At 54.6% G+C, this 19,460-nt stretch carries 16 protein-coding genes and 1 pseudogene; 10 read left to right on the forward strand and 7 right to left on the reverse strand.

The window, feature by feature from the left end; all coding sequences use genetic code 11:
* The first annotated feature begins 189 nt into the window (after positions 1-189).
* From AABA21_RS30950 to AABA21_RS30980, 7 genes are all read left to right on the forward strand, one after another.
* Positions 190-1,932: a serine/threonine-protein kinase gene (locus AABA21_RS30950; protein WP_338256191.1), complete on the forward strand. Its 1,743-nt coding sequence runs from the start codon at positions 190-192 to the stop codon at positions 1,930-1,932.
* A gap of 167 nt (positions 1,933-2,099) precedes the next feature.
* Entirely contained in the window at positions 2,100-2,363 is a 264-nt protein-coding gene (locus AABA21_RS30955; protein WP_338256192.1) for a 4Fe-4S dicluster domain-containing protein, read from the forward strand.
* Between the two features lie 178 nt (positions 2,364-2,541).
* Complete coding sequence (locus AABA21_RS30960; protein WP_338256194.1) at positions 2,542-3,276, forward strand: hypothetical protein; 735 nt, start codon at positions 2,542-2,544, stop codon at positions 3,274-3,276.
* 373 nt (positions 3,277-3,649) lie between these two features.
* Positions 3,650-4,405 carry a Bax inhibitor-1/YccA family protein gene (locus AABA21_RS30965; protein WP_338256196.1) on the forward strand — a complete coding sequence of 252 codons (756 nt, stop codon included), beginning with the start codon at positions 3,650-3,652 and terminating at the stop codon, positions 4,403-4,405.
* Between the two features lie 168 nt (positions 4,406-4,573).
* Positions 4,574-4,924 (forward strand): thioredoxin, encoded by a 351-nt coding sequence (gene trxA, locus AABA21_RS30970; RefSeq protein ID WP_126597287.1) that lies wholly within the window; start codon positions 4,574-4,576, stop codon positions 4,922-4,924.
* A 166-nt stretch (positions 4,925-5,090) separates the two neighbouring features.
* Positions 5,091-5,834: a GntR family transcriptional regulator gene (locus tag AABA21_RS30975; protein ID WP_338256197.1), complete on the forward strand. Its 744-nt coding sequence runs from the start codon at positions 5,091-5,093 to the stop codon at positions 5,832-5,834.
* Positions 5,835-6,048: 214 nt separating this feature from the next.
* Positions 6,049-7,509, forward strand: a complete 1,461-nt coding sequence (locus AABA21_RS30980) for a tetratricopeptide repeat protein (protein ID WP_338256198.1) — start codon at positions 6,049-6,051, stop codon at positions 7,507-7,509.
* Positions 7,510-7,596: 87 nt separating this feature from the next.
* On the opposite strand, the gene hepT is transcribed toward AABA21_RS30980, so the two are convergent.
* From hepT to AABA21_RS30995, 3 genes are all read right to left on the reverse strand, one after another.
* Positions 7,597-8,433: a type VII toxin-antitoxin system HepT family RNase toxin gene (hepT, locus tag AABA21_RS30985; protein WP_338256199.1), complete on the reverse strand. Its 837-nt coding sequence runs from the start codon at positions 8,431-8,433 to the stop codon at positions 7,597-7,599.
* Positions 8,434-8,609: 176 nt separating this feature from the next.
* Positions 8,610-9,023, reverse strand: coding sequence for a molybdenum cofactor biosynthesis protein MoaE (locus AABA21_RS30990; RefSeq protein WP_338256200.1), 414 nt, complete (start codon positions 9,021-9,023; stop codon positions 8,610-8,612).
* On the reverse strand, positions 9,023-9,271 hold the full coding sequence (locus AABA21_RS30995; protein WP_338256201.1) for a MoaD/ThiS family protein: 249 nt from the start codon (positions 9,269-9,271) through the stop codon (positions 9,023-9,025). Before AABA21_RS30995 ends, AABA21_RS30990 begins: the two co-directional genes overlap by 1 nt.
* Positions 9,272-9,804: 533 nt before the next feature.
* Between AABA21_RS30995 and AABA21_RS31000 the strand changes: the two are divergent.
* Positions 9,805-10,066 (forward strand): annotated as a pseudogene (locus AABA21_RS31000) (NAD(P)-binding protein); the annotation flags it as partial.
* Positions 10,067-10,126: 60 nt separating this feature from the next.
* Here the strand turns inward: AABA21_RS31000 and AABA21_RS31005 are convergent.
* The gene (locus AABA21_RS31005) at positions 10,127-11,365 is read right to left on the reverse strand and encodes an oxalate decarboxylase family bicupin (protein WP_338256203.1); all 1,239 of its coding nucleotides are present in this window, start codon (positions 11,363-11,365) and stop codon (positions 10,127-10,129) included.
* Between the two features lie 414 nt (positions 11,366-11,779).
* Here AABA21_RS31005 and AABA21_RS31010 point away from each other — a divergent pair, with 414 nt between their 5' ends.
* Both AABA21_RS31010 and AABA21_RS31015 read left to right on the forward strand, forming a co-directional pair.
* Complete coding sequence (locus tag AABA21_RS31010) at positions 11,780-13,216, forward strand: phytoene desaturase family protein (protein ID WP_338256205.1); 1,437 nt, start codon at positions 11,780-11,782, stop codon at positions 13,214-13,216.
* Between the two features lie 174 nt (positions 13,217-13,390).
* Complete coding sequence (locus AABA21_RS31015; protein ID WP_338256206.1) at positions 13,391-14,122, forward strand: IMP cyclohydrolase; 732 nt, start codon at positions 13,391-13,393, stop codon at positions 14,120-14,122.
* 113 nt (positions 14,123-14,235) lie between these two features.
* Here the strand turns inward: AABA21_RS31015 and AABA21_RS31020 are convergent, their stop codons facing one another.
* The 3 genes from AABA21_RS31020 to AABA21_RS31030 all read right to left on the reverse strand — a co-directional run bounded on the left by AABA21_RS31020 (position 14,236) and on the right by AABA21_RS31030 (position 18,878).
* A complete protein-coding gene (locus AABA21_RS31020; RefSeq protein WP_338256207.1) occupies positions 14,236-15,741 on the reverse strand; it encodes a leucyl aminopeptidase in 1,506 nt (501 codons plus the stop codon).
* A gap of 192 nt (positions 15,742-15,933) precedes the next feature.
* The gene (locus tag AABA21_RS31025; RefSeq protein WP_338256209.1) at positions 15,934-16,332 is read right to left on the reverse strand and encodes a response regulator; all 399 of its coding nucleotides are present in this window, start codon (positions 16,330-16,332) and stop codon (positions 15,934-15,936) included.
* Between the two features lie 8 nt (positions 16,333-16,340).
* Positions 16,341-18,878, reverse strand: coding sequence for a HAMP domain-containing sensor histidine kinase (locus AABA21_RS31030; protein WP_338256212.1), 2,538 nt, complete (start codon positions 18,876-18,878; stop codon positions 16,341-16,343).
* Positions 18,879-19,460: the final 582 nt, after the last annotated feature.

Consider the following 19,460-nt stretch of genomic DNA (forward strand, 5'->3'; position numbering starts at 1 on the left):
CGCCAGCAAAAGGAGTGTTTGACGCTCTCACAGCACACACCTGTGATAGGTGGAACAGGACATTTTATGGATATCGGCGTGGAAAGTTGACACTAGATAAAGAGTCTGATTACAATTGTTTATAGTTCCTATATGTACTAGAGCTTTCATGCACAGTATCTCAACGAAGAGCCAGAGAGGAGCTTCAGCGTGACTGCAAGTAGGGGGCAACATCTGATTGGGAAGATGTTAGGCTCGTGCGTGCTAGAAAAATTGCTTGGTTACGGTGGCTCGAGTGCTGTGTTCCTGGCGCAACAGCAGAACCCCACGCGGAAGGTGGCGGTGAAAGTCTTCCTCCCACGGGCCAGCATGGATATACGGATGCAGCGCGACTTTTATCGCCGCTTCTTGCGCGAAGCTGAAGCGGTCAGTAAATTGGAGCATGCGAATATCCTGCCGATCTATTCGTACGGTGAGCAGGATGGCCTTCCCTATATTGTTATGCCTTATATGCCAGGAGGGACGCTGGCGGAATATATGTCAAAGCGGGGGCCACTGTCGTTGCAGGAGGCCCGGTGGTATCTGGAACAGCTGGCGGCCGCCTTAGATTTCGCGCACCAGCATGGCTGCGTTCATTGTGATGTAAAGCCCGCCAACATTCTGCTGGACAGCGATGGACACGTTATCCTCTCCGACTTTGGTATCGCCCGCGTTACCCGCCCGGCATCGGACCCGGTTGAGGCGACCGATGTAAAGCATTCTGAGGCCTTGCTGGGTACACCGGACTATATTTCACCAGAGCAGGCCCTTGGACGTCACCTGGATGGCCGCTCAGATATTTATTCGCTGGGCGTGACCCTCTTTTTCGTTCTGTCCAAGCGGCTCCCTTTCCGGGCTGATTCGACGATCGCGCTGGCTTTGCTCCATGTCCATGAGCCCCCTCCATCGCTGGCCTTAATCAGGGCTGATATCACGCCATTGCTGGATCGAGTGGTGCGTAAGGCGCTGGCGAAAGATCCTGATGATCGCTTTCAGACCGCGCAAGAGTTAAGCCGCGCCTTCTCGGCTGCGGTGGCGATCGGTGAGTCACGCTCGACCACTACACGTCCGCCCGAACTGGCCTTCCTTGACGATGAAAAGTATCTGGCGGGTCCGGAAGCGCACCCATTACCGCCCACCCCCAGACCCATTGTTCGCGTCAAGCCGACCTGGGTCAGGGAATGGTCGGCCACCCGTCTCAAGCGTGGGATACTGATCCTGATGGCGCTGATAATTATCATTGCGACCACCGGTTTCAGTATCAAATTGATGAATGGCGCGCCCAGTCGCAATCAATCCGCGCCCACGACCATAGCCGCCAGAACCACGGTCACCCCGACTCCGCCGCCTATGCCAACCAATCCTTTCGCGCTACCGGGCAACTGGCCCCAGGGGACCAATGCCTTTTTTGATCAGGAGCATCGGTACCATATTATCAATACGCAGGCGGAAAATGCGATGCCCGCGCCTTTCCAGGATTACCAGGTGCAGGATTTCAAGCTATCGGTCAAGATGCTTGAGGCGACCAGTAAGAAGGAGGGCCCCGACTTTCAGGGCGTTATCTTCCGTGTCGCCCCCGACCAGTCGTTTTTCTATCTCTTTGAGGTCTCGCCACGAGATAACCAGGAATGTGTCTTCTCGCGTTTCTCTAGCAGCGATCCCCACCAGGTCTGGTATACCATCAAAAACAGAAGAAGCGCGGCGCTCAAGAGTGGCACCGGCGAGAGCAATACCATCACCGTTGAGGCCCGTGGAAATACCTTTTCCTTCTCAATTAATGGTGTGCCATGGCTGGATCAGCCGCTTGCCGATCCTTCCGCGAGAGGGGTGAAACCGGGGCAGATCGGTGTATATGTGGAGAATCAGGGGGAAGAAGTTATCTTTTCAGACCTTACCGTTGGCGCCCTCAAGTAGGCCTTTAGGATGATGCGCATCCATTATAATCTATGAGAGAAGTGGGGCTTTAAGGCAATTGACATCACTTGTACAACCCTCTATACTGAAGTTGGCTTAAAATAGAAATTCGCCCCTATGTACCTGTACAGGTACGTAGTGTGTCGGGAGGAGGATGTCTAGAACCAATGACTTATGTAATTACCCAGCCATGTATTGGCGTTAAAGATGCATCCTGTGTTGATGTCTGCCCGGTAGATTGCATTCATCCATCGTCTGGCGAGCCCGAGTTCGAGACGTCTGAGCAACTCTTTATCAATCCGGATGAGTGTATCGATTGTGGAGCATGCGAGCCAGCCTGTCCGGTAACGGCCATCTTCGAGGAATCGGCGGTTCCAGAAGAGTGGAAGAGCTATATCAAGGTGAATGCCGACTTCTTTACAGGTCAATAATCCGGGATTAGAGATCTTTCAATTTTCAAGGGGTAAGTCTTCGCTTGTCCTGTTGTGGGAATGCAGACTTACCCCTTTGCTTTATCGAACCTTTTTTCTTTTTCGCAATGTGATATAATACATGTGCTGCGCTTTACTTTGCATGCACACAACTTCTTTCTTATGGAGTGAACCTCTTATGCCAATTACCCGACGAAGACGTGCTAATCCACCTGAGCAACCAGAGCAGACAAATCCTGTTACTGAGCAACCAACAGAACAAGTTGTTGATAACGAAGCTACCAAGCGTGCGCCTGAAGCCTCGAAAGAGGAAGAGGGGCAGCCAGCCGCCGCCGAGGCAACTCCTGCCCGTCCCGAGAATAATCCACCTGCGCCTGCGTATCCGTCGTCCTTTGTCATGGCCCAGCCGCCCGCGACGCCGGTATTGAATAATGAGCAGCGCGCCGAGAGCTCCGAGGCGCCATCAACGCCGCAGCAGCGACCAGAGCGTGCTCCACGCGCCGATCGCGCGGAGCGTCATGAGCGTCATGAGTATACGCCATCAATCGAGGGTGGTCGACGTACCTCGCGTGGCGAATTGTTCCGTCGTCCGCCGCAAGTACCGACTCCTGCGCCTGTGCAGCAGCAGCCACCGGCCAGCGCGGCCCCATTGCAGCCACCTTCCCATGAAATCAGTTTGCCGCTGGGCAACCTGCTACACCTGGCCTACAATCCAGGCTATACGGGCTCGGACGAAGCTCGCAGCGCGCTCTTGCAAAAGCTCGCCAATGAAAGTAAGGCCGGCGGTCGTGCTCGTTGCTGGAGCTGTGGCTCCCTGGCGATCGTCTATGATCGTTGGAATACGCGCAGCAAAACCTTTGGCGAGGTTGGGATCGCGTTTTGTGAGATTTGCGGTGTATGGAGCGTCATGTAATCGTTTGACGATTGCATGATAGCTCCTCCTTTGCAGAGCAGCATGGATGAGATCGATCTGGTGATGTGGCAGCGGCGTTCTATTTGGGTTTGACCGGTCCAGGTACCCCCACAATGCAGGGGACGGGCCGCCTTGCTCTGCCATATAACTATTTCCTGTAGATATTGAGTAGTGTACACAGTCGACTGGATGGGATGATAGAGGTGGTGTAACCACGGTAGGTTGCGGCTTAGAGGGATGATCGTTGCTTGAGCTACCTGCAACCATGACCTGAAGTCACGCGTATATATGTCTAGAAAAAGACTCTGCCCGCAGTGGCAGCTTTTGCACATAGATCTGGTCAGTTGACTGGTGTTTCAGACTGAGGTTCACTATGTTTAATCCACGTAACAATTATCCCTACGGGAATAATCCTTATAACAACCGCTCCCGGGGCAACCAGTTTGGTTCGAGCTATCAGTATCAGACGCTGCCGTATGGCTACCAGGGGGCCGCTACCCCGAGCGGTTTGATCGGTAAGGTCATGGGCCTGCTGGCCTTTTCGTTCATCTTTGCCACCCTGGGCACGCTGGTCGGCTTCATGATGGGCCTGACCTTTAACGGCTACTGGATAGTAGCTATCGCCGGCTTTGTGGTGCTAATCGCGTTGAATATCCTGATTCAGAAGCCGGGCATCAACCTGTTCCTGCTCTATCTCTTTACGTTCCTGGAGGGTCTGGCCCTGGGGCCGCTGGTGGGCGCCTACTTGAGCGCGGGCCTGGGGAACATCCTGGGGCAGGCGTTTGTGATTACGGCCCTGACCTCACTGGGCCTGGGATTGTACGCCTGGACCACCAAGCGTGACTTCTCACGTATAGGGGACTACCTCTTTTTTGGATTGATCCTCCTAATTGTGACCGGGTTAATAGGCATTTTTTTCCATAGTACCCTGTTTTCACTTGTGATATCCTTCTTTGGTGTCGCGATCTTCTCAGGGTATGTCCTGTTTTATGTACAGCGTGCCAAGTATATGGCCGATACGCTGCCGAACGCGATCGGCTTGACGGTCTCGATTTTTATCACGGTGTTGAACCTGTTTCTCTACATCTTGCAGATCCTCTCGATCATGCGCGGCGACAACCGGCGTTAGCACCGGCCCCGGCATGAGGGAGGCGATGCTTTTTGGCGTGAGAGGATTGAGCGGAATAAACCTGTTTCCGTTTGTGTTCTCTACTGTAGTGAAAGAAAAATGACAAGTGTTACTTGTACCTGATGGTAGAGATCAGGATAGATTTATTGAAAGTGAGTGAGAAGTACTATGGAAAATGCCAATCTGTTTCATGTCGGTGACCAGGATTTTGAGGCGAAGGTGTTGAAATCCTCAACCCCGACGATCGTTGATTTCTGGGCTGCCTGGTGCGGTCCCTGTCGCAACATCGCTCCTGTATTTGAGCGCTTGAGCACCGAATACCAGGGCAAACTGCAGTTCGCGAAAATGGACATCGATGAGCATGGCTTGACCCCCTCACGCCTCGGCATTCAGGCTATCCCAACGCTGATGATTTTCAAAGATGGCCAGGCTATCGGTCGCCTCGTCGGTCCCAATCCCAGCCGCTTGAAAAATGAAATTGATCGCGTTTTAGCCGAAAATGGCATTCAAGTCGCCTAAAAATTAAAGATATGACCTGGTATATGCTCGAATTTACCAGGTCATATTTCGTGTTTATTCAAATTTATTCTCGTAACCCCTCGACTCTCTCCTCATTTTGTGATATATTCTTCCCATAATGTTACATATCCAAAAATTTGTTGTATGGACATAAGGGGAACCGTATATGCCAATTTTAGAGCGCTCAAATCCTCTACCGCTTTACTATCAATTAAAAGAAGTGTTGAAGCAGCAGATTCGTGCGGGCCACCTCGCTCCTCATACCGCGATACCCTCTGAACCGGAACTGGTGACGCAGTATCACGTGAGTCGCGCGACCGTACGACAGGCTCTGACCGAACTCGTTCATGAAGGCCTTTTGTATCGCCAGCATGGGCGTGGTACGTTCGTATGTGAGCCGCGTGTGCAACAACAAACCATTAGCGAACTAACAAGCCTTTCTGAAGAATTACGTCGTCGGGGGAAGCGTCCGGGTGGAATGCTATTTGTCAGTGAATTGGTACGTGGCTCACAGACTGTACGCGAACAACTTCGTTTAACCGATGAAGAACAGGTAATTCGCCTGGAACGCTTGCGCACCGCTGATGATCAGCCGATCGCCTATGAGGTTGATTATCTGCCCTATCCACGCGCCGCGGGGGTCTACCAGCGCGCCAAGGAGACAGCTGAGGGATCACTCTATAACCTGATGGCTTCTGAAGGGCTGCAGCCGTATATCGCGGAACAGTCGCTCAAGGCCGACACGGCTTCTGATCGTGAGGCGGAGTTACTGCGTGTCTCTCGGGAGGAATCAGGCCTGCGCCTGTTCTGCACCGCCTTTGATGAGACGGGGGCACCAATCGAGTATACCGAGTCTTTTTTCCCGGCGAGTTTGTATGAATTTCGCTTAACCTTGCGTGTTACAAAGTAGAAACGCGGAATGTTTCGCGTCTTTAAGATAAGCTGACCTGCTCGGATGCTCTTAAAGGCGCGTTCATTATGCCTCCAGGCGTAGTGTAGCGGTGTTGCTACTGCTTTATTTTTGCGGGAAGCAAAGAAAGGGTGGGGCGTGCTATACTACGCAGGGATTTATCAGTATTCCTATCAACAGTACAATGTGTAGTATAGAGGAAAGTAGGCCACGTATGAGTAACATGCAAGATGAACCGAATACGAACCCGAACGCAAATGCGAATCCGCCAGGCGGTAGTGTTCCTATGCATTTTGTGAAGCGGAGCGACCTGGCGCGTGATGAGCAGTCATGGACCGATCGGGGCAATACCGCGGCCCAGGCTGGCGATTACGAGGCCGCGGCCGAGGCGTTCGTGCAGGCGGTTGAGGCCAGCCCCGAGAATGCTCGCGCTCGCTATAACCTGGCGCTGGCACAGCAGTACCTGGGAGACGTCGAGACGGCGATTGCTGGCTATCGGCGCGCGATCGATCTGGATCCACAGTTGATCGATGCTTATATTAACCTGGGCAACCTGTATGGTGAACTGGGTTTATATGAGGAGTCGCTGGAGACCTTCCAGCAGGCGATCGAGTTAGATCCAGAAAATGACGAGCTCTATTTGAGCGTTGGCGACGCGTATCGCACCCAGAATTTGTATCAGGATGCCATCCAGGCTTATCGCCAGACGTTGATGCTTAATCCAGAGAATACGTCCGCCAGCAATAATCTGCTCGATGTGCGCGAACGCGTCAATGATCAGTGGCGCCGCGTGATGGATCAGGAGCATAGGATCGATGAGAACCCTACCGATCCCGCCCGCTATGCGGAACTGTCGAGCATCTACCTGGATATGCGTCGCTATGATGATGCCCTGTCGACCGCCAATCAGATCCTGACTCTTGATCCTGAGGGACGCGTCGGCTATGATGCGCTGGCCGCCATCTATGAGCAGATGGGTGAGCGCGACCAGGCGGCTGAGATCTATCGTCAGATCGTCACGATTGATCCAGAAGATGCCGAGGCCTGGGAGCACCTGGGTACCTGGCGCTCGCTTCAGGGCAATAATGAAGAGTCGATCGAGGCGTACAATCGCGCCCTACAGCTTGATCCCCAGCGCGTCTCGACGCGCTTTAGCATAGCCGAAACCTATTTAGAGATGGAGCGCTATGATGAAGCACTGGCTATCTATCAGGGTCTGGTTGAGAATGCTGATCGTGGCGAGCTACAGTTGGATGACCTGGCCGCGGCCTATGCTGGCCTGGCCGAGACATACAACTCCCTGGGTCGTTACGAAGAGGCCATCCAGACCGCTCAGAAGCTGCTAGACCGCTCTGATGAAGATCCTGAGGGGTATTACCAGCTAGCAACGGCCTATGACGCCCTGGGGCGCTATGACGAGGCGATTGAGAACTATCAAAACGCCATTGAGAGTGATCCGCTGAACGCCGACTACTATAATGACCTGGCCGATACATTGCGCGAGGTGAAGCGCTATGATGAGGCCCTGGATATCGTGCAGCAGGCGATCTCAATGGACCCTTCTATGATTCTGGCCTACGAGACGATGGCGCAGATCTATGAGGCCACCGGTCGCTCTGATGAAGCCGCCCAGGCTATGAGCCAGGCTAATGCCCTGCGCTCAGTTTCTGAATAGCCCACGTCCCATCGTTTTATCGCATCCACCATAACTGGTATCTTGCATATAATGCACGATGCCAGTTTTTTGTTTTGCGCCTGCCCGCTATGCCTGTTTCTGTTCGATGGCGTCGGCAAACTCCAGGAAATCGTTCAGGTTGTGTTGTAGGTAGTCATAGAGTAGATCGTGGTTGAGTCTCTCTGGATCGTGCACCAGCGTGTCGCGCAAATTGATCAGGACCTCTAGCCGATAGGAGAGGGGACGAGGGATCAACTGCTGGGCCGCGATGATACTGAGAAACTCGTGATAACCTTCCGCGCGCCGCAGACCAAAACTGGCGATCAACGTGCCGCATGTCGATAGGCAGGCTTCGATGGCTAGCTGCAGATAACGCTCTGCCAGCGCGTAAAGATGATAATCGGCGGTAAAAGCCTCGCGCGGATGTTGCCCCAGTTCCTGCAGGATGGGGACGGCCATGCGTATCTGTTGTAGCGAATGGTGCACCAGCTCTTTATCGATCGGCAGCATCTGCCCATACAGACGGCGCTCGAGAGCCTGGTTCTGGATATCGTCAAACTTCTTAAAGTCCAGGTAATCCATTACGGCCCGCGTCTCAAAGGTGACGCGCTGCTTCTCATTGCGGCTGAACAGGATCTGCCCATAGCGGATGACCTGGAGCTTGAGCAGCAGGGAGGCCTGATTTAAGATGACCACGTCGATCGTGTCGGACTCCAGCCGCCGGGTTAGCTCACTGAGAAAGTACAGCTGGTAATCCAGAAACTGGTCGGCCTTAATCTGATCCATTAACAGGACCGCGATGTCAACATCGCTGAGCTGACCAAAGGTGGCGCGATTGGAGAGCGAGCCGGCGAGGTAGGCGGCGTTGACGGGGTTCTGTGCAAAAAACTGATTCAGGCGGGATTGTTTTTCGAATAAGTTCATGAACGACCTCCGAGTAAACCTGGACCTGTCCCAGATCGTTGGTTAGCTCGTGCGAGGGAGCGCACTTATCAGCAATAATACTCGCTTATTTAGAAGTATACCATAAAAAAGCGTGTAGGTTATCGCTTCATGAACTCATTGTGCGTGCGGCATGCATTGAGGGTAGATAGGGCTGCCTAGCCTTCTACCCATTCTTCTCCATTGGTGGCAACCTCTTTTTTCCAGATGGGGACGGTGCTCTTGAGCGTGTCGATCAGGTAGCGACACGCTTCGAAGGCTTCGCCGCGATGAGGGGTGGCGACGGCGATGATGACGCTGGCCTCGCCGATCTCCAGGCGTCCAAAGCGATGGGCGATCGCCACGCGATCGATGGGCCAGCGCTTTCTGGCCTCCTCAATGATCGCCGCGATCTGCTGCTGCGCCATCTCCTCGTAGACATCATATTCCAGGTAGCGCACCTGTTTGCCACGGGCGTTGTCGCGTACAACCCCCTCAAAGATGACGATCCCGCCGACGCTGGGATGGCTGATCGCGGCCACCAGAGCGTCTCGATTGAGCGGCTCGCGTGTCAATTGAATGATGGGTTCCACTAGCATCCTCCTCCTGTGGGCGGAATAAAGACCAGCTCATCTCCTTCGTGGAGGAGTGTCTCCGGCGAGACATAGCGCCGATTGAGCGCGCTGACCGAGCGATCCATCACCGGCTGTAGCCGTGGCTCGCGCTCAAGCAACAGTGCCCGCACATTGGCCACCGTCGCGTTATCATCCACGGTCAACCACTCTTCGTTTTGACCGACAATCTCACGTAATGAAGCAAAATAGCGAACTCTAATTTTCATGCTCTGAGTATAGCACAAACGGCAAGCGCGGTGCGCTACAGGATAGATATTGTGCCTGTTATGGTATAATTGCGACTAAGTATAGTCGTGATTGTCGGGTGTGGTTGAAAGGGATGTGCTTATTTTATAGCATGTCTTTTTCTTTTTCTCATAGCCAGGATCCTGAAATGAAATGTAAATTTTATGTCCCTATATATCTCATATGCCTTTTTGCGTTCGTTGTCCAGCGTTGTATGGTTGTTCTCTGCCTTTCTTGGGCGAGAGATCGGGCAGTTGCGCCTGGGAGAGCTGCAGAACCAGCACAAGAGAGTGCCGGAGAAAGCGGGTGATGCTGTATAAGCAGGTGTCAGTGACGAATCTTCTTCTTGAATGGTTCACTTGCGAGTCCAGCGTTGTCAGCACGAGCGACTCGACCTCATCTTCCTCAAAAGCCCAGGCAAAATGCAGCTGCTTCTATTGCTTCTTGCTGGTACAGTATGAATAAATAGTAGTGGCGCAATATTGCAGTTGCCTAGCTGTAGAGTCTGTAGAACGTGGGTGATTGTTTTAGGTATGATGCGATTGTAATTGGCGCGGGTCCCAATGGTCTGGCGGCGGTGGAGCTGGCGCAGGCGGGACAACATGTGCTGGTGGTGGAGGCGAAGGAGACCATTGGCGGGGGGATCGCGTTCGAAGGAGCTGACGTTGCCGGGCTTTGTGCATGACGTGTGCCCGGCCGTTTATCCACTGGCGATCGCTTCGCCGTTTTTTCAGCCTTTGCCGCTGGAGCGGTTTGGCATGAAGTGGCTGCAGCCCGGCCGCCACCGACGCTGGCCGAGCTGCGCAACGCTGATATGAGGCCGTAGTTATGCCGCGCTATACAATGATTGGCTTCTTCTTCTGTAGCGCATCCATCACCTGTTGAGGCAGGTTGAGATCACCCTGTACCAATGCTGGCGGCGTAACCGCCATCCACTGGTTGAGAGAAAAATCAGCATAGCGATCTGTTTTAAATATTTCCAGAAAGCGTAATGTCGTTTTGCCCGTATTCTCGACATAGTGCCCCATATTCGCCGCCACGTAACCGACATCACCGGCCTGGTAGTCGAACGTAGCGGCTGTGCCCGCCCCCGCAAAGACCGTCATACGTCCATTACCCTCAATATAGTACTGCCATTCATCGGCATTCGGGTGCCAGTGCATTTCACGCAAACCACCAGGCTCAACCTCCACCAACGCGGCTGCGATCGTTTTTGAGACATTGAATTTGCTTGAGTCGACGACTCTCACTCTACCATGCGCTTTGCCTGACGTTGGTGGCTGAGCCATCATATGATAGGTGAAGCTCTGTGGAGATTGCCCGTAAGGATCTGAGACTGGAGTCGATGAGGTGGGAACCTGGCCGGGATAAATCCAGCGTGAGGATGGGGGCGCGAGGTTCGCGAAATTGCTTTCCGGTACTCCAAAGTTTTTCGCTAGCACTGATTTCGGCGTGTGCGCGAACCAGTCGCTAAGCATGAAGGTTGAGCCCGCGGAGAAATGACCATCATCAAAGACCAGTAGGAATTCACAACCTCCCTGAAGACCCTGAATCGAGTGCGGAAAACCAGCCGGGAAGTACCAGAGATCGCCGACTCCAACAGTATCGACGAAATTACGCCCCTGAGGATCCAGACAGGTTACCTGCGCCCTTCCATTGAGCATAAAGGCCCATTCGGCTTCCACGTGCCAGTGCAACTCGCGGATTGCCCCCTCTTTCAGGCGCATAGTTACCCCTGCTACATCCGTTGAGACGGGTAGCTCTGTTATCGTCACCTGGCGAGCCCAGCCACCATTGGCGAGCCGATTATGGGCGTTGCTAAACGAAAATTTGAGATTCGGCATAATGCCCGCATCGGTCGTAGGGGGAGCCATGCTATCAAGATTCATCTCATCAAGCACCACGTTGCGGGGTCCGGGATCGGTCGCGCCAAGATTGCCCACAATGGGCTCTGGTACTGGATCTATAGTGGCGGTCGTCGATGCGGCATGAGCAACAGCAGGGACATTGGTTACACTGGCAACAGCTCCCGCAGCCGCCAGGGTTTGAATTATTTTGCGTCTCGTCGTATCCATAATATCCTCTCTGCCTGGTACCTTATAAATAAAAGTTTCTCATAGCGAGCCATTCATTGCAGGTCTCAGCTTTGTAAAATAATGAGTAAAAGCCATTAGTGATTCGGCTCTATCACATCTGCTTCTGTGAAAAAGCTCTTCTCTTAGAGAGTGTATTCGCACGCCAGCCGTTTCGCATCTGTGAAACAACTGCATTTCCTCCATGTGTGGAAGAAGATACGTAGGTAAAATAACGTATAAGGTATCTCATAGGTGGTATGCGACGCACCAATGGGGGACCGGATCTATTCTCCACAATTCAGTCGTTAGCAGGATCTATTGCTTATCATTAGTCGCGTGTGGATAAATATTAGTAGTAGTTTGAAACTGGCTGTTGAAGATCTGTAGAGTCTGTAGAACGTGGGTGATTGTTTCATGTATGATGCGATTGTAATTGGTTCGGGTCCAAATGGTCTGGCGGCGGCGGTGGAGCTGGCGCGGGCGGGACAACATGTGCTGGTGGTGGAGGCGAAGGAGACCATTGGCGGGGGATCGCGTTCGAAGGAGCTGACGTTGCCGGGCTTTGTGCATGACGTGTGCTCGGCCGTCCATCCACTGGGAATTGCTTCGCCGTTTTTTCAGTCTCTGCCGCTGGAGCGATTTGGCCTGGAGTGGATGCAGCCCGAGATTCCCCTGGCCCATCCTCTGGATGATGGCTCGGCCATGCTGCTACAGCGTTCGGTAGACGAGACGGCCGCCACCCTGGGCGTGGATGAGGGAGCCTACCGCAAGCTGATGCATCCATATGTCGAGCACTGGCCGCTGATCGTGAACGCCTTCCTGGGTCCATTGCGTGTAAAGCCCCTGCTCCATCCATTGGCGCTCGTCCCCTTTGGATTGGCCGCCCTGTCTTCGGCGCGGCTGTTGACACAATCGCTGTTTAAAGAGACACGCGCGCGTACCATGCTGGCCGGTATCTGCGCCCATTCTATGCTGCCGATGGAGCGCTTGACCAGCGCGGCGGCGGGCCTGCTGCTGGGAACGGCCGGGCACGCCGTTGGCTGGCCGGTGCCTCGCGGCGGCTCGCAGAGCATCGTGGATGCGCTGGCTGGCTACCTGCGTTCTCTGGGAGGGGAGATCCAGACGGGCCGCGAGGTGCGGCATATCGATGAGCTGCCTCCGGCCAGGGCGTATCTCTTTGATGTGACGCCGCGCCAGCTGCTGGCCCTGGCAGGTAATCGCCTGCCCGACAACTATAAGCGGCGTCTACGGCGTTATCGTTATGGGCCGGGCTCCTTTAAGATTGACCTGGCGCTGGATGGTCCGATCCCCTGGAAGGCTCAAGGGTGTCTGCAGGCCGGGACCGTTCACCTGGGCGGCTCTTTTGCTGAGATAGCCGAGTCCGAGCGGCAGGTGTGGCGTGGTCAGCACGCGGAGCGACCCTATGTGCTGGTAGCTCAGCAAAGCCTGGTCGACGCCAGCCGCGCACCACAGGGCAAGCATACGGCCTGGGCCTACTGCCACGTTCCCAGCGGCTCAACCTTTGACATGACCGATCGCATCGAGGAGCAGATAGAGCGCTTCGCTCCGGGCTTTCGTGATCGCATCCTGGCGCGTTACGTCTCGAATCCCGCCGCGCTGGAGCAGTACAACCCCAACTATATCGGGGGAGACATCAATGGTGGCGTGCAGGACATCTGGCAGCTGTTTACACGTCCGACCATACGCCTTGATCCCTATACAACTCCCGCCCCCGACATTTTTCTTTGCTCCTCGTCGACACCGCCCGGTGGGGGCGTACACGGCATGTGTGGCTACTTCGCGGCCCGTGCCGCTTTGAAAAAGACATTAATGGTCGATAAACATAAATAATAAGTGGGCCGCTGTTGTACAGCAAAGCGTTGCCGCAACTGTTTGTCTTGTCGCCATACATCTGCTTTTTACAGTCAGCCGATTTTGCTGTATACTCCATTTAAGGCCCATTTGCTATAAGGAAACGCCTGGTGGAGACCGGGGCGTAACAATAAAAAGGGAGATAACCGACAGATGGATGCTAATGCGCTGGCAGCGGCGAATTTTGAACTGCTGAGGAATAATCCTTATCCGGGAAGAGGTCTGGTGATCGGCCGCTCTTCCGTGGAAGATGCCTGGTTGATGATTTATTGGATCATGGGGCGCAGTGCTTCGAGTCGCAATCGTCGCTTTGTGGCCGCGGGGACTACGTTGCGCACCGAGCCGATCGATACGCGTCAGATGGAGAATCCTGAACTCTTGATCTATGATGCGATGCTTGAACTGTCCAGTATCTACCTGGTCAGCAATGGCGATCAGACGCGCACTATTTATGATGCATTGCTGGCTGGCAACTCGTTTGATGCGGCGCTCGAAAAGCGGGAGCGTGAGCCGGATGCTCCCCACTATACGCCTCGCATCAGTGGCATGCTGGACCTGCAGACCTTTCCCGGCCGGATCACGCTGAGCATCTTGAAGGCCAGTCAGGCTAATCCCGCCAACACCGATCGCTTTACCTACCGTCCTGGAAAACTGCCTCGCGGCTTCGGTATGGGATTGACCACGTATCGCGGCGACGGCAATCCGCTGCCCAGTTTTAGCGGCGATCCACTGCTGTTGCCGTGCGCGGGCAAGGCTGAAGCGGTGCTGGATACCTATTGGAACGCCCTGAACGCGGATAATCGTGTCGCTATCGCGGTCAAGCAGATCCCTGTTCAAGAGGGGACTAGCCGCCTGCTGGTGCGTAATCGGTTTACTGCCCAGTAGTGAGAATGTGTCTGATGATTATGGTGTCGGTGCGACAGGCGCGCATTTGCGCGCCTGTCGCACCGACACCATAATGACTCCTGAGCGCCGCAGGTGCGAAAGCTCAAGCTTGCTTATTTCTTCGCCAGCTGGAATGCCAGTTCGGTCAGGGTGCGCACACCTACGCCGGTGCCACCTTTTTCCTGGTAGGGTTTGGGACTATCGACGTAGCTGGTGCCGGCGATATCGAGGTGCGCCCATTTCGCGTTCCCTACGAAATGCTCCAGGATCTTCGCGGCCGTGACTGAGCCCGCCTCGCGACCGCCGGTCTGCTTGATGTCGGCGATCTCGCTTCTGATCAACTCGCCATATTCCTCGTCCAGGGGCATCGGCCAGTATTTTTCACCAGCGGCGCGGCCGGCGGTAATGATGGCCTGCGTTAGCTGCTCATCATTGCTGAAGAAGCCGGTTATGGGATGTCCCAGGGCGACCACCATGGCGCCGGTTAGCGTGGCCAGGTCCAGGATGGGGGATAGGCCTTCCTGTGTGGCCAGGGAGAGGGCGTCGGCCAGGATCATGCGACCTTCGGCATCGGTGTTGACGATCTCGATTGTCTTGCCGTTCATGATACGGACGATGTCGCCCGGCACATATGAACTGCCGCTGGGCATGTTGTCGCAGGTTGGCACGAAGGCTGTGACATTGATGGTGGGTTTGAGACGGCCAATAGCCAGCATGGCGCCCAGAACGGCTGCGGCCCCACCCATATCGCCCTTCATGGCGTCCATATTGGCGCCGGGTTTGAGCGAGATACCGCCGGTATCGAAGGTGACACCTTTACCTACCAGCGCCATCCCCTTGTCGCCCTCGGCACCACCGCGGTAGCGCAGGATGACGAAGCGCGGTGGATTCACGCTACCTTTGGAGACCGCCAGCAATCCACCCATCCCCATCTCTTGAATCTTCTCTTTTTCGAAGATCTCGCATTCCAGCCCCACTTCCTTTGCCATGGCGCTGGCGCGATTGGCCAGTTCAATAGGGGTCAGCACGCAGGGAGGCTCATTGATCAGGCTGCGGGCGAAGTTGGTACCCTCGGCCATGGCCTGTGCCTGCCGGATGGCCTGCTCTAACCCGCTTTTTTGCTCCTGTGTGGATGCCAGAATGACCTGGTTGACGCTGCTGGTGTTCTCTTTGCTCTGATAGGCGCGGAACGTATAGAGTCCCAGCAGCGCGCCTTCAATGGCGGCCTGAGCCTCTTCCTCGACGCCAAATTTATTGGTGGTCAGTCCTCCAGCGACCGCGATCGTTCGCGCGCCCGTCTTCTGCAGGTGACGGGCCGCGATGGCGGTCGCCTTGCGTACCGACTGGTTATTCAGTTTGTCCAGCGATCCCAGGCCCACCACTATGACCCGTTTGGCGGCCAGCTTATCGCCGGGATGCAGGGTGAGTAGCTCGCCGGCTCCGCCTTTAAATTCTCCATCTGCGCTCCGCTCGGCGATGAGCCCGGACAGGACGGTGTCGACTGCGGCCGCCGCGGTCGATAATTCGATCCCCGAGTCAGACACTTTGCGTGCCGCACTAACAATCAAAGCATCACAGGCAATCCTGCTTAGTTCCTGCGTTGTCAGATTGATCTCCATACGTGCAATTCTCCTTCGAACGTACTATAGCAGCTGATGGTGTGATGCCATCGCTGTTTTTAGCACCGATCCGGTTGCCACCAGACCAGATACTGGCTGGTTCATGAGAACGGCTAAACCTGATCGATGAGCGATACTCTATGTGATCTCTCTTCAGTATGGCACATCGTTCAACGAGAGAACAAGCCTGCTTCATGCCGATCGATGGAGGAGGCGCTCAACCACTTCCAGCAGCTGGCGCGGCTTAAATGGTTTGGTCAGATATTCTGTGCAGCCAATCTGCCTGGCGGCCTCACCTTCATCGTTGAGCGCGAACGCCGTTACGGCCACGATAGGCACCTGTTGCATGCCGGGGCGCGCGCGGATGAGCTGTGTGGTCTGATAGCCGTCCAGGACCGGCATTGAGAGATCGGTGAGCACCAGGTCGACGCGTTCCCGATCCAACATCTCCAGGGCATCGCGTCCGTTGGAGGCCGAGATGCAGCGATAGCCGCGGGTCGACAGGACGCGCTCGATCAGGAGGCGGTTGGACACCTCGTTCTCAATGACCATGATGGTTGGTTGATATGCGTTCTGTTTTGATGTATTCATGTCGTTTCTCATATATTCTTGATTATGACTTCGGATGGTTCGGCAATCGGTAGTGTAAACGAAAAGGTGGACCCCTCCCCTGGTATGCTTTCTACCGCGATCTCTCCACCCTGCAGTTCAATCAGCTTTTTCGCGATGGTGAGGCCCAGCCCTGTTCCACCGAAGCGCCTGGTGGTGCTGCCATCGGCCTGGCGAAAGGCTTCGAAGATGTAGCCGAGGGCTGCGGGCGAAATACCGATACCTGTGTCGGTAACGGCGATCTGCACCATGTCCTGCTGCTTCAGGTAATGGCAATGAATGGTCACCCCACCTTTCTCGGTAAACTTGATGGCATTGGAAACCAGGTTGATGACGACCTGGCGCAGGCGGTGACCATCGGCCAGCACCTGCGGGATGCCGCTATCGATCCCCAGACGCAGATAGAGCTCTTTATTGTTGGCCAGTGGCTTCAATTGCTCGATAACCTGGGATAGGCTGGACGCCAGTTTCAGCGGCTCTGATTTTATCTCGATGCGATCGGCTTCGATTTTTGAGAGATCGAGCATATCATCGACGAGGTGCGAGAGGTCCTCGGCCCGGTCGACCATGAATTGAATATGCTGTTCCTGTTCCTCAGTGAGCGTCCCATCCACAAAGCCTTCCAGGATGAGTGCGCCATAGCTGATGATACTATGCAGTGGTGTGCGCAGCTCATGGGTGACGTTGGCCAGAAATTGAGATTTCAAATGGTTGGCGCGTTCAAGAGCCGCGTTCTTATCTTTGACTTCCGCGAATAAGAGTGCGTTTTCGATGGCCATCGACGTTTGCAGGGCTGCTGTACTGAGTAAGAAGGTATCACGGCTGCTGATCGGGTGTGATTCTTCAGTATAAAGTATAAATGCACCGATTGCCTGGTCCTGCAATAGCAGGGGGACCGCGATGGCGGAGCAGTAGCCAGCCTCTAAGGCCAGGCGCGCCCAGCGCTCCTGCTTTTTCTGATAGATGGTGGTGATGTCTTCGCCGTAAACGATCTTCTGCCGCTGGATCGCCATGCGCGCCAGCGTCATATCCAGTTCGTGCAGGGCGTGGTTGGGGATGCGCGATGTCCTGATGGTGCCTCCTGTTGTTGGCGCACCGGCGCGGATGGCGGTCCGTTTCGCGCTGGGTGTTAGAGACTGTGGATTGGGGATGGCGGCCATCTTGCTGGTTACGGCCATCGTAATATCGTTATTGGGATCGGTATAGACGCTGACCGTACTTGGGACGGTCTGGACCTCTAGCTGTGGTGGCTCCTCGGGCGCCTCCGACCACTGTGCTACCGCCCAGGGGGCGATGCTTTCGCGTCCATAGAGTAGTAGTGATACGTGCTCGACATGCATGATACTCCCCATGCGAGCTACAAACTCGCCCAGTAGCTGTTCCAGGTTTAAGGTAGACATCAAGGCATCGCTCATGACCAGCAGATTGTGCGTCTGATCGATCAGGGCCTGGCTTTCATTGTAGAGCGATTCGTTGAGGAGCTGGAAGGACTGGGCCAGCATGGGCAATTCGTTCGCGCGTGGTAGCTCTAACTGTACGCCTGTATTCTGCGTTACCAGAATCTGGGCGTGCGCCTGCAGACGACGGAGCGGCCGGATCAGCAGAACGCTGGTGAAAAAAGAGAAGAGAAAGATGCCCAGCGAAAATACAAACAGGCCGGTCCCCACTATTAAGAGCATTGAGCGCCTGGGATGAGTGCTCAGGTTATAGAGTGGCTCAATCGTGCTCAGCGTGAGATCGGGTGTGCCGGCTATCTGTTGTGCCAGGTGTATGCTACGGCCCTGTACCAGGTATGACTCGTGGCTCTCCACGACATGTGGCTCATCATGCTGGCACATCTGCTGCTGCGTCTCATTCTTCAGCCTGGTAGACTGCGCCAGGTCTAAGGCGGTCGCCCCCACAAACTGGTTCTGCACACAGGCGAGTAGCCTGGTATCGGCCCGCTGGCTGAGGTCCTGCATAAACTGACCATCGATAGCTTGCGTGGCAACCATGATCCCGCCGGCATAAGTTGGCGTTGGACGTGCTAATAGCAGGAGCCATTGTGGGTTGGATGACACAGCAGGAGTGGGCACGGACAGTGGCTGGAGTAATAGGATAGTCTGCCCCTGTCTGGCCGGGGCAACCAGTTGCTGCTGCGCGCTGGTTAAGGGGAGGGCTGCGGGAGCCAGCCCATGGCCCTGCTTATCGAGGATATCTAATGAATACAGCGCGTTACTGATAGTATACTGGTTAAGCAATGTACGGACAGCGCTTCCCCCGTTCGCCGTGGGTGAGCGTGCCAGCGCCGCCGTCATCTGCCTATCCTGTGCTATCTTATTGGCCGTCTGGATGAAATCCCTGGCATGGCCCTGATATGCTGCCTGTATGCCGGAAAGATGTGATTGCGCGTCCCTCTTGGCCTGGTATTCTGAATAGAACCTGAACATGCCCCAGGAAATAATGGAAAAGAGGAGCATACAAAGCAAGAGCGTCAACGTCGCAACAATTATCAGTTTTCCACCCAGTGATCGTACTGTGAATTGCATGCGACCCTTCCTACCTACCTATGGTAAAAGCAAGGGGAAGACGGGGTGCCAGCTCGTCTTCCCCTTACAACGCGTCTGCTTCTGGCGCGACGCGAAACTCCAGGAGGTGCGCGTGCGAACCCCATGGGGAAAAGGTTGCACGTAAATCTTAGATGTCCGCTACAAGCTGCTCGTCGAGGTGGGTTGCTTGCCTACGCACATCCCGCCATCCATCCCAAGCCTATGTATTATAACGTATAATCTTATTCAAAGTAAACAGGTTTAGCACCACTTTGCGGAATTTTTACGATTACTTTATGTAATGCACCGGACATTTTTTCTTGCTCCTATTTCAGTACCCCCAAAATATGCATTATGTACACTTCCCTCAATTCAGATATGGTTATAATGAGGTATATACATCACCCATCTATCATAGGTGGCGGGCATGCCCCGGCTGGCATGCGTTTTCGCACCTGCGGTGCCCAAATATATTTGTGTGTTGGTGCATCGGGGGCGCATCCGCGCCCCCGATGCACCAACACACAAAAAAACATGTGGCGCGGTATCAGAAACGAAGATCGCCGTAGGTGCTGGGCTTGT

Source organism: Dictyobacter halimunensis (assembly GCF_036245075.1).

Coding starts and splice junctions, on each gene's coding strand:
- AABA21_RS31020 (WP_338256207.1), bottom strand. CDS start 15,741: ATGGAGATCAATCTGACAACGCAGGAACTAAGCAGGATTGCCTGTGAT.
- AABA21_RS30960 (WP_338256194.1), top strand. CDS start 2,542: ATGCCAATTACCCGACGAAGACGTGCTAATCCACCTGAGCAACCAGAG.
- AABA21_RS30995 (WP_338256201.1), bottom strand. CDS start 9,271: ATGAAAATTAGAGTTCGCTATTTTGCTTCATTACGTGAGATTGTCGGT.
- AABA21_RS31025 (WP_338256209.1), bottom strand. CDS start 16,332: ATGAATACATCAAAACAGAACGCATATCAACCAACCATCATGGTCATT.
- trxA (WP_126597287.1), top strand. CDS start 4,574: ATGGAAAATGCCAATCTGTTTCATGTCGGTGACCAGGATTTTGAGGCG.
- AABA21_RS31010 (WP_338256205.1), top strand. CDS start 11,780: ATGTATGATGCGATTGTAATTGGTTCGGGTCCAAATGGTCTGGCGGCG.
- AABA21_RS30975 (WP_338256197.1), top strand. CDS start 5,091: ATGCCAATTTTAGAGCGCTCAAATCCTCTACCGCTTTACTATCAATTA.
- AABA21_RS31030 (WP_338256212.1), bottom strand. CDS start 18,878: ATGCAATTCACAGTACGATCACTGGGTGGAAAACTGATAATTGTTGCG.
- AABA21_RS30965 (WP_338256196.1), top strand. CDS start 3,650: ATGTTTAATCCACGTAACAATTATCCCTACGGGAATAATCCTTATAAC.
- hepT (WP_338256199.1), bottom strand. CDS start 8,433: ATGAACTTATTCGAAAAACAATCCCGCCTGAATCAGTTTTTTGCACAG.
- AABA21_RS30980 (WP_338256198.1), top strand. CDS start 6,049: ATGAGTAACATGCAAGATGAACCGAATACGAACCCGAACGCAAATGCG.
- AABA21_RS31015 (WP_338256206.1), top strand. CDS start 13,391: ATGGATGCTAATGCGCTGGCAGCGGCGAATTTTGAACTGCTGAGGAAT.
- AABA21_RS30955 (WP_338256192.1), top strand. CDS start 2,100: ATGACTTATGTAATTACCCAGCCATGTATTGGCGTTAAAGATGCATCC.
- AABA21_RS31005 (WP_338256203.1), bottom strand. CDS start 11,365: ATGGATACGACGAGACGCAAAATAATTCAAACCCTGGCGGCTGCGGGA.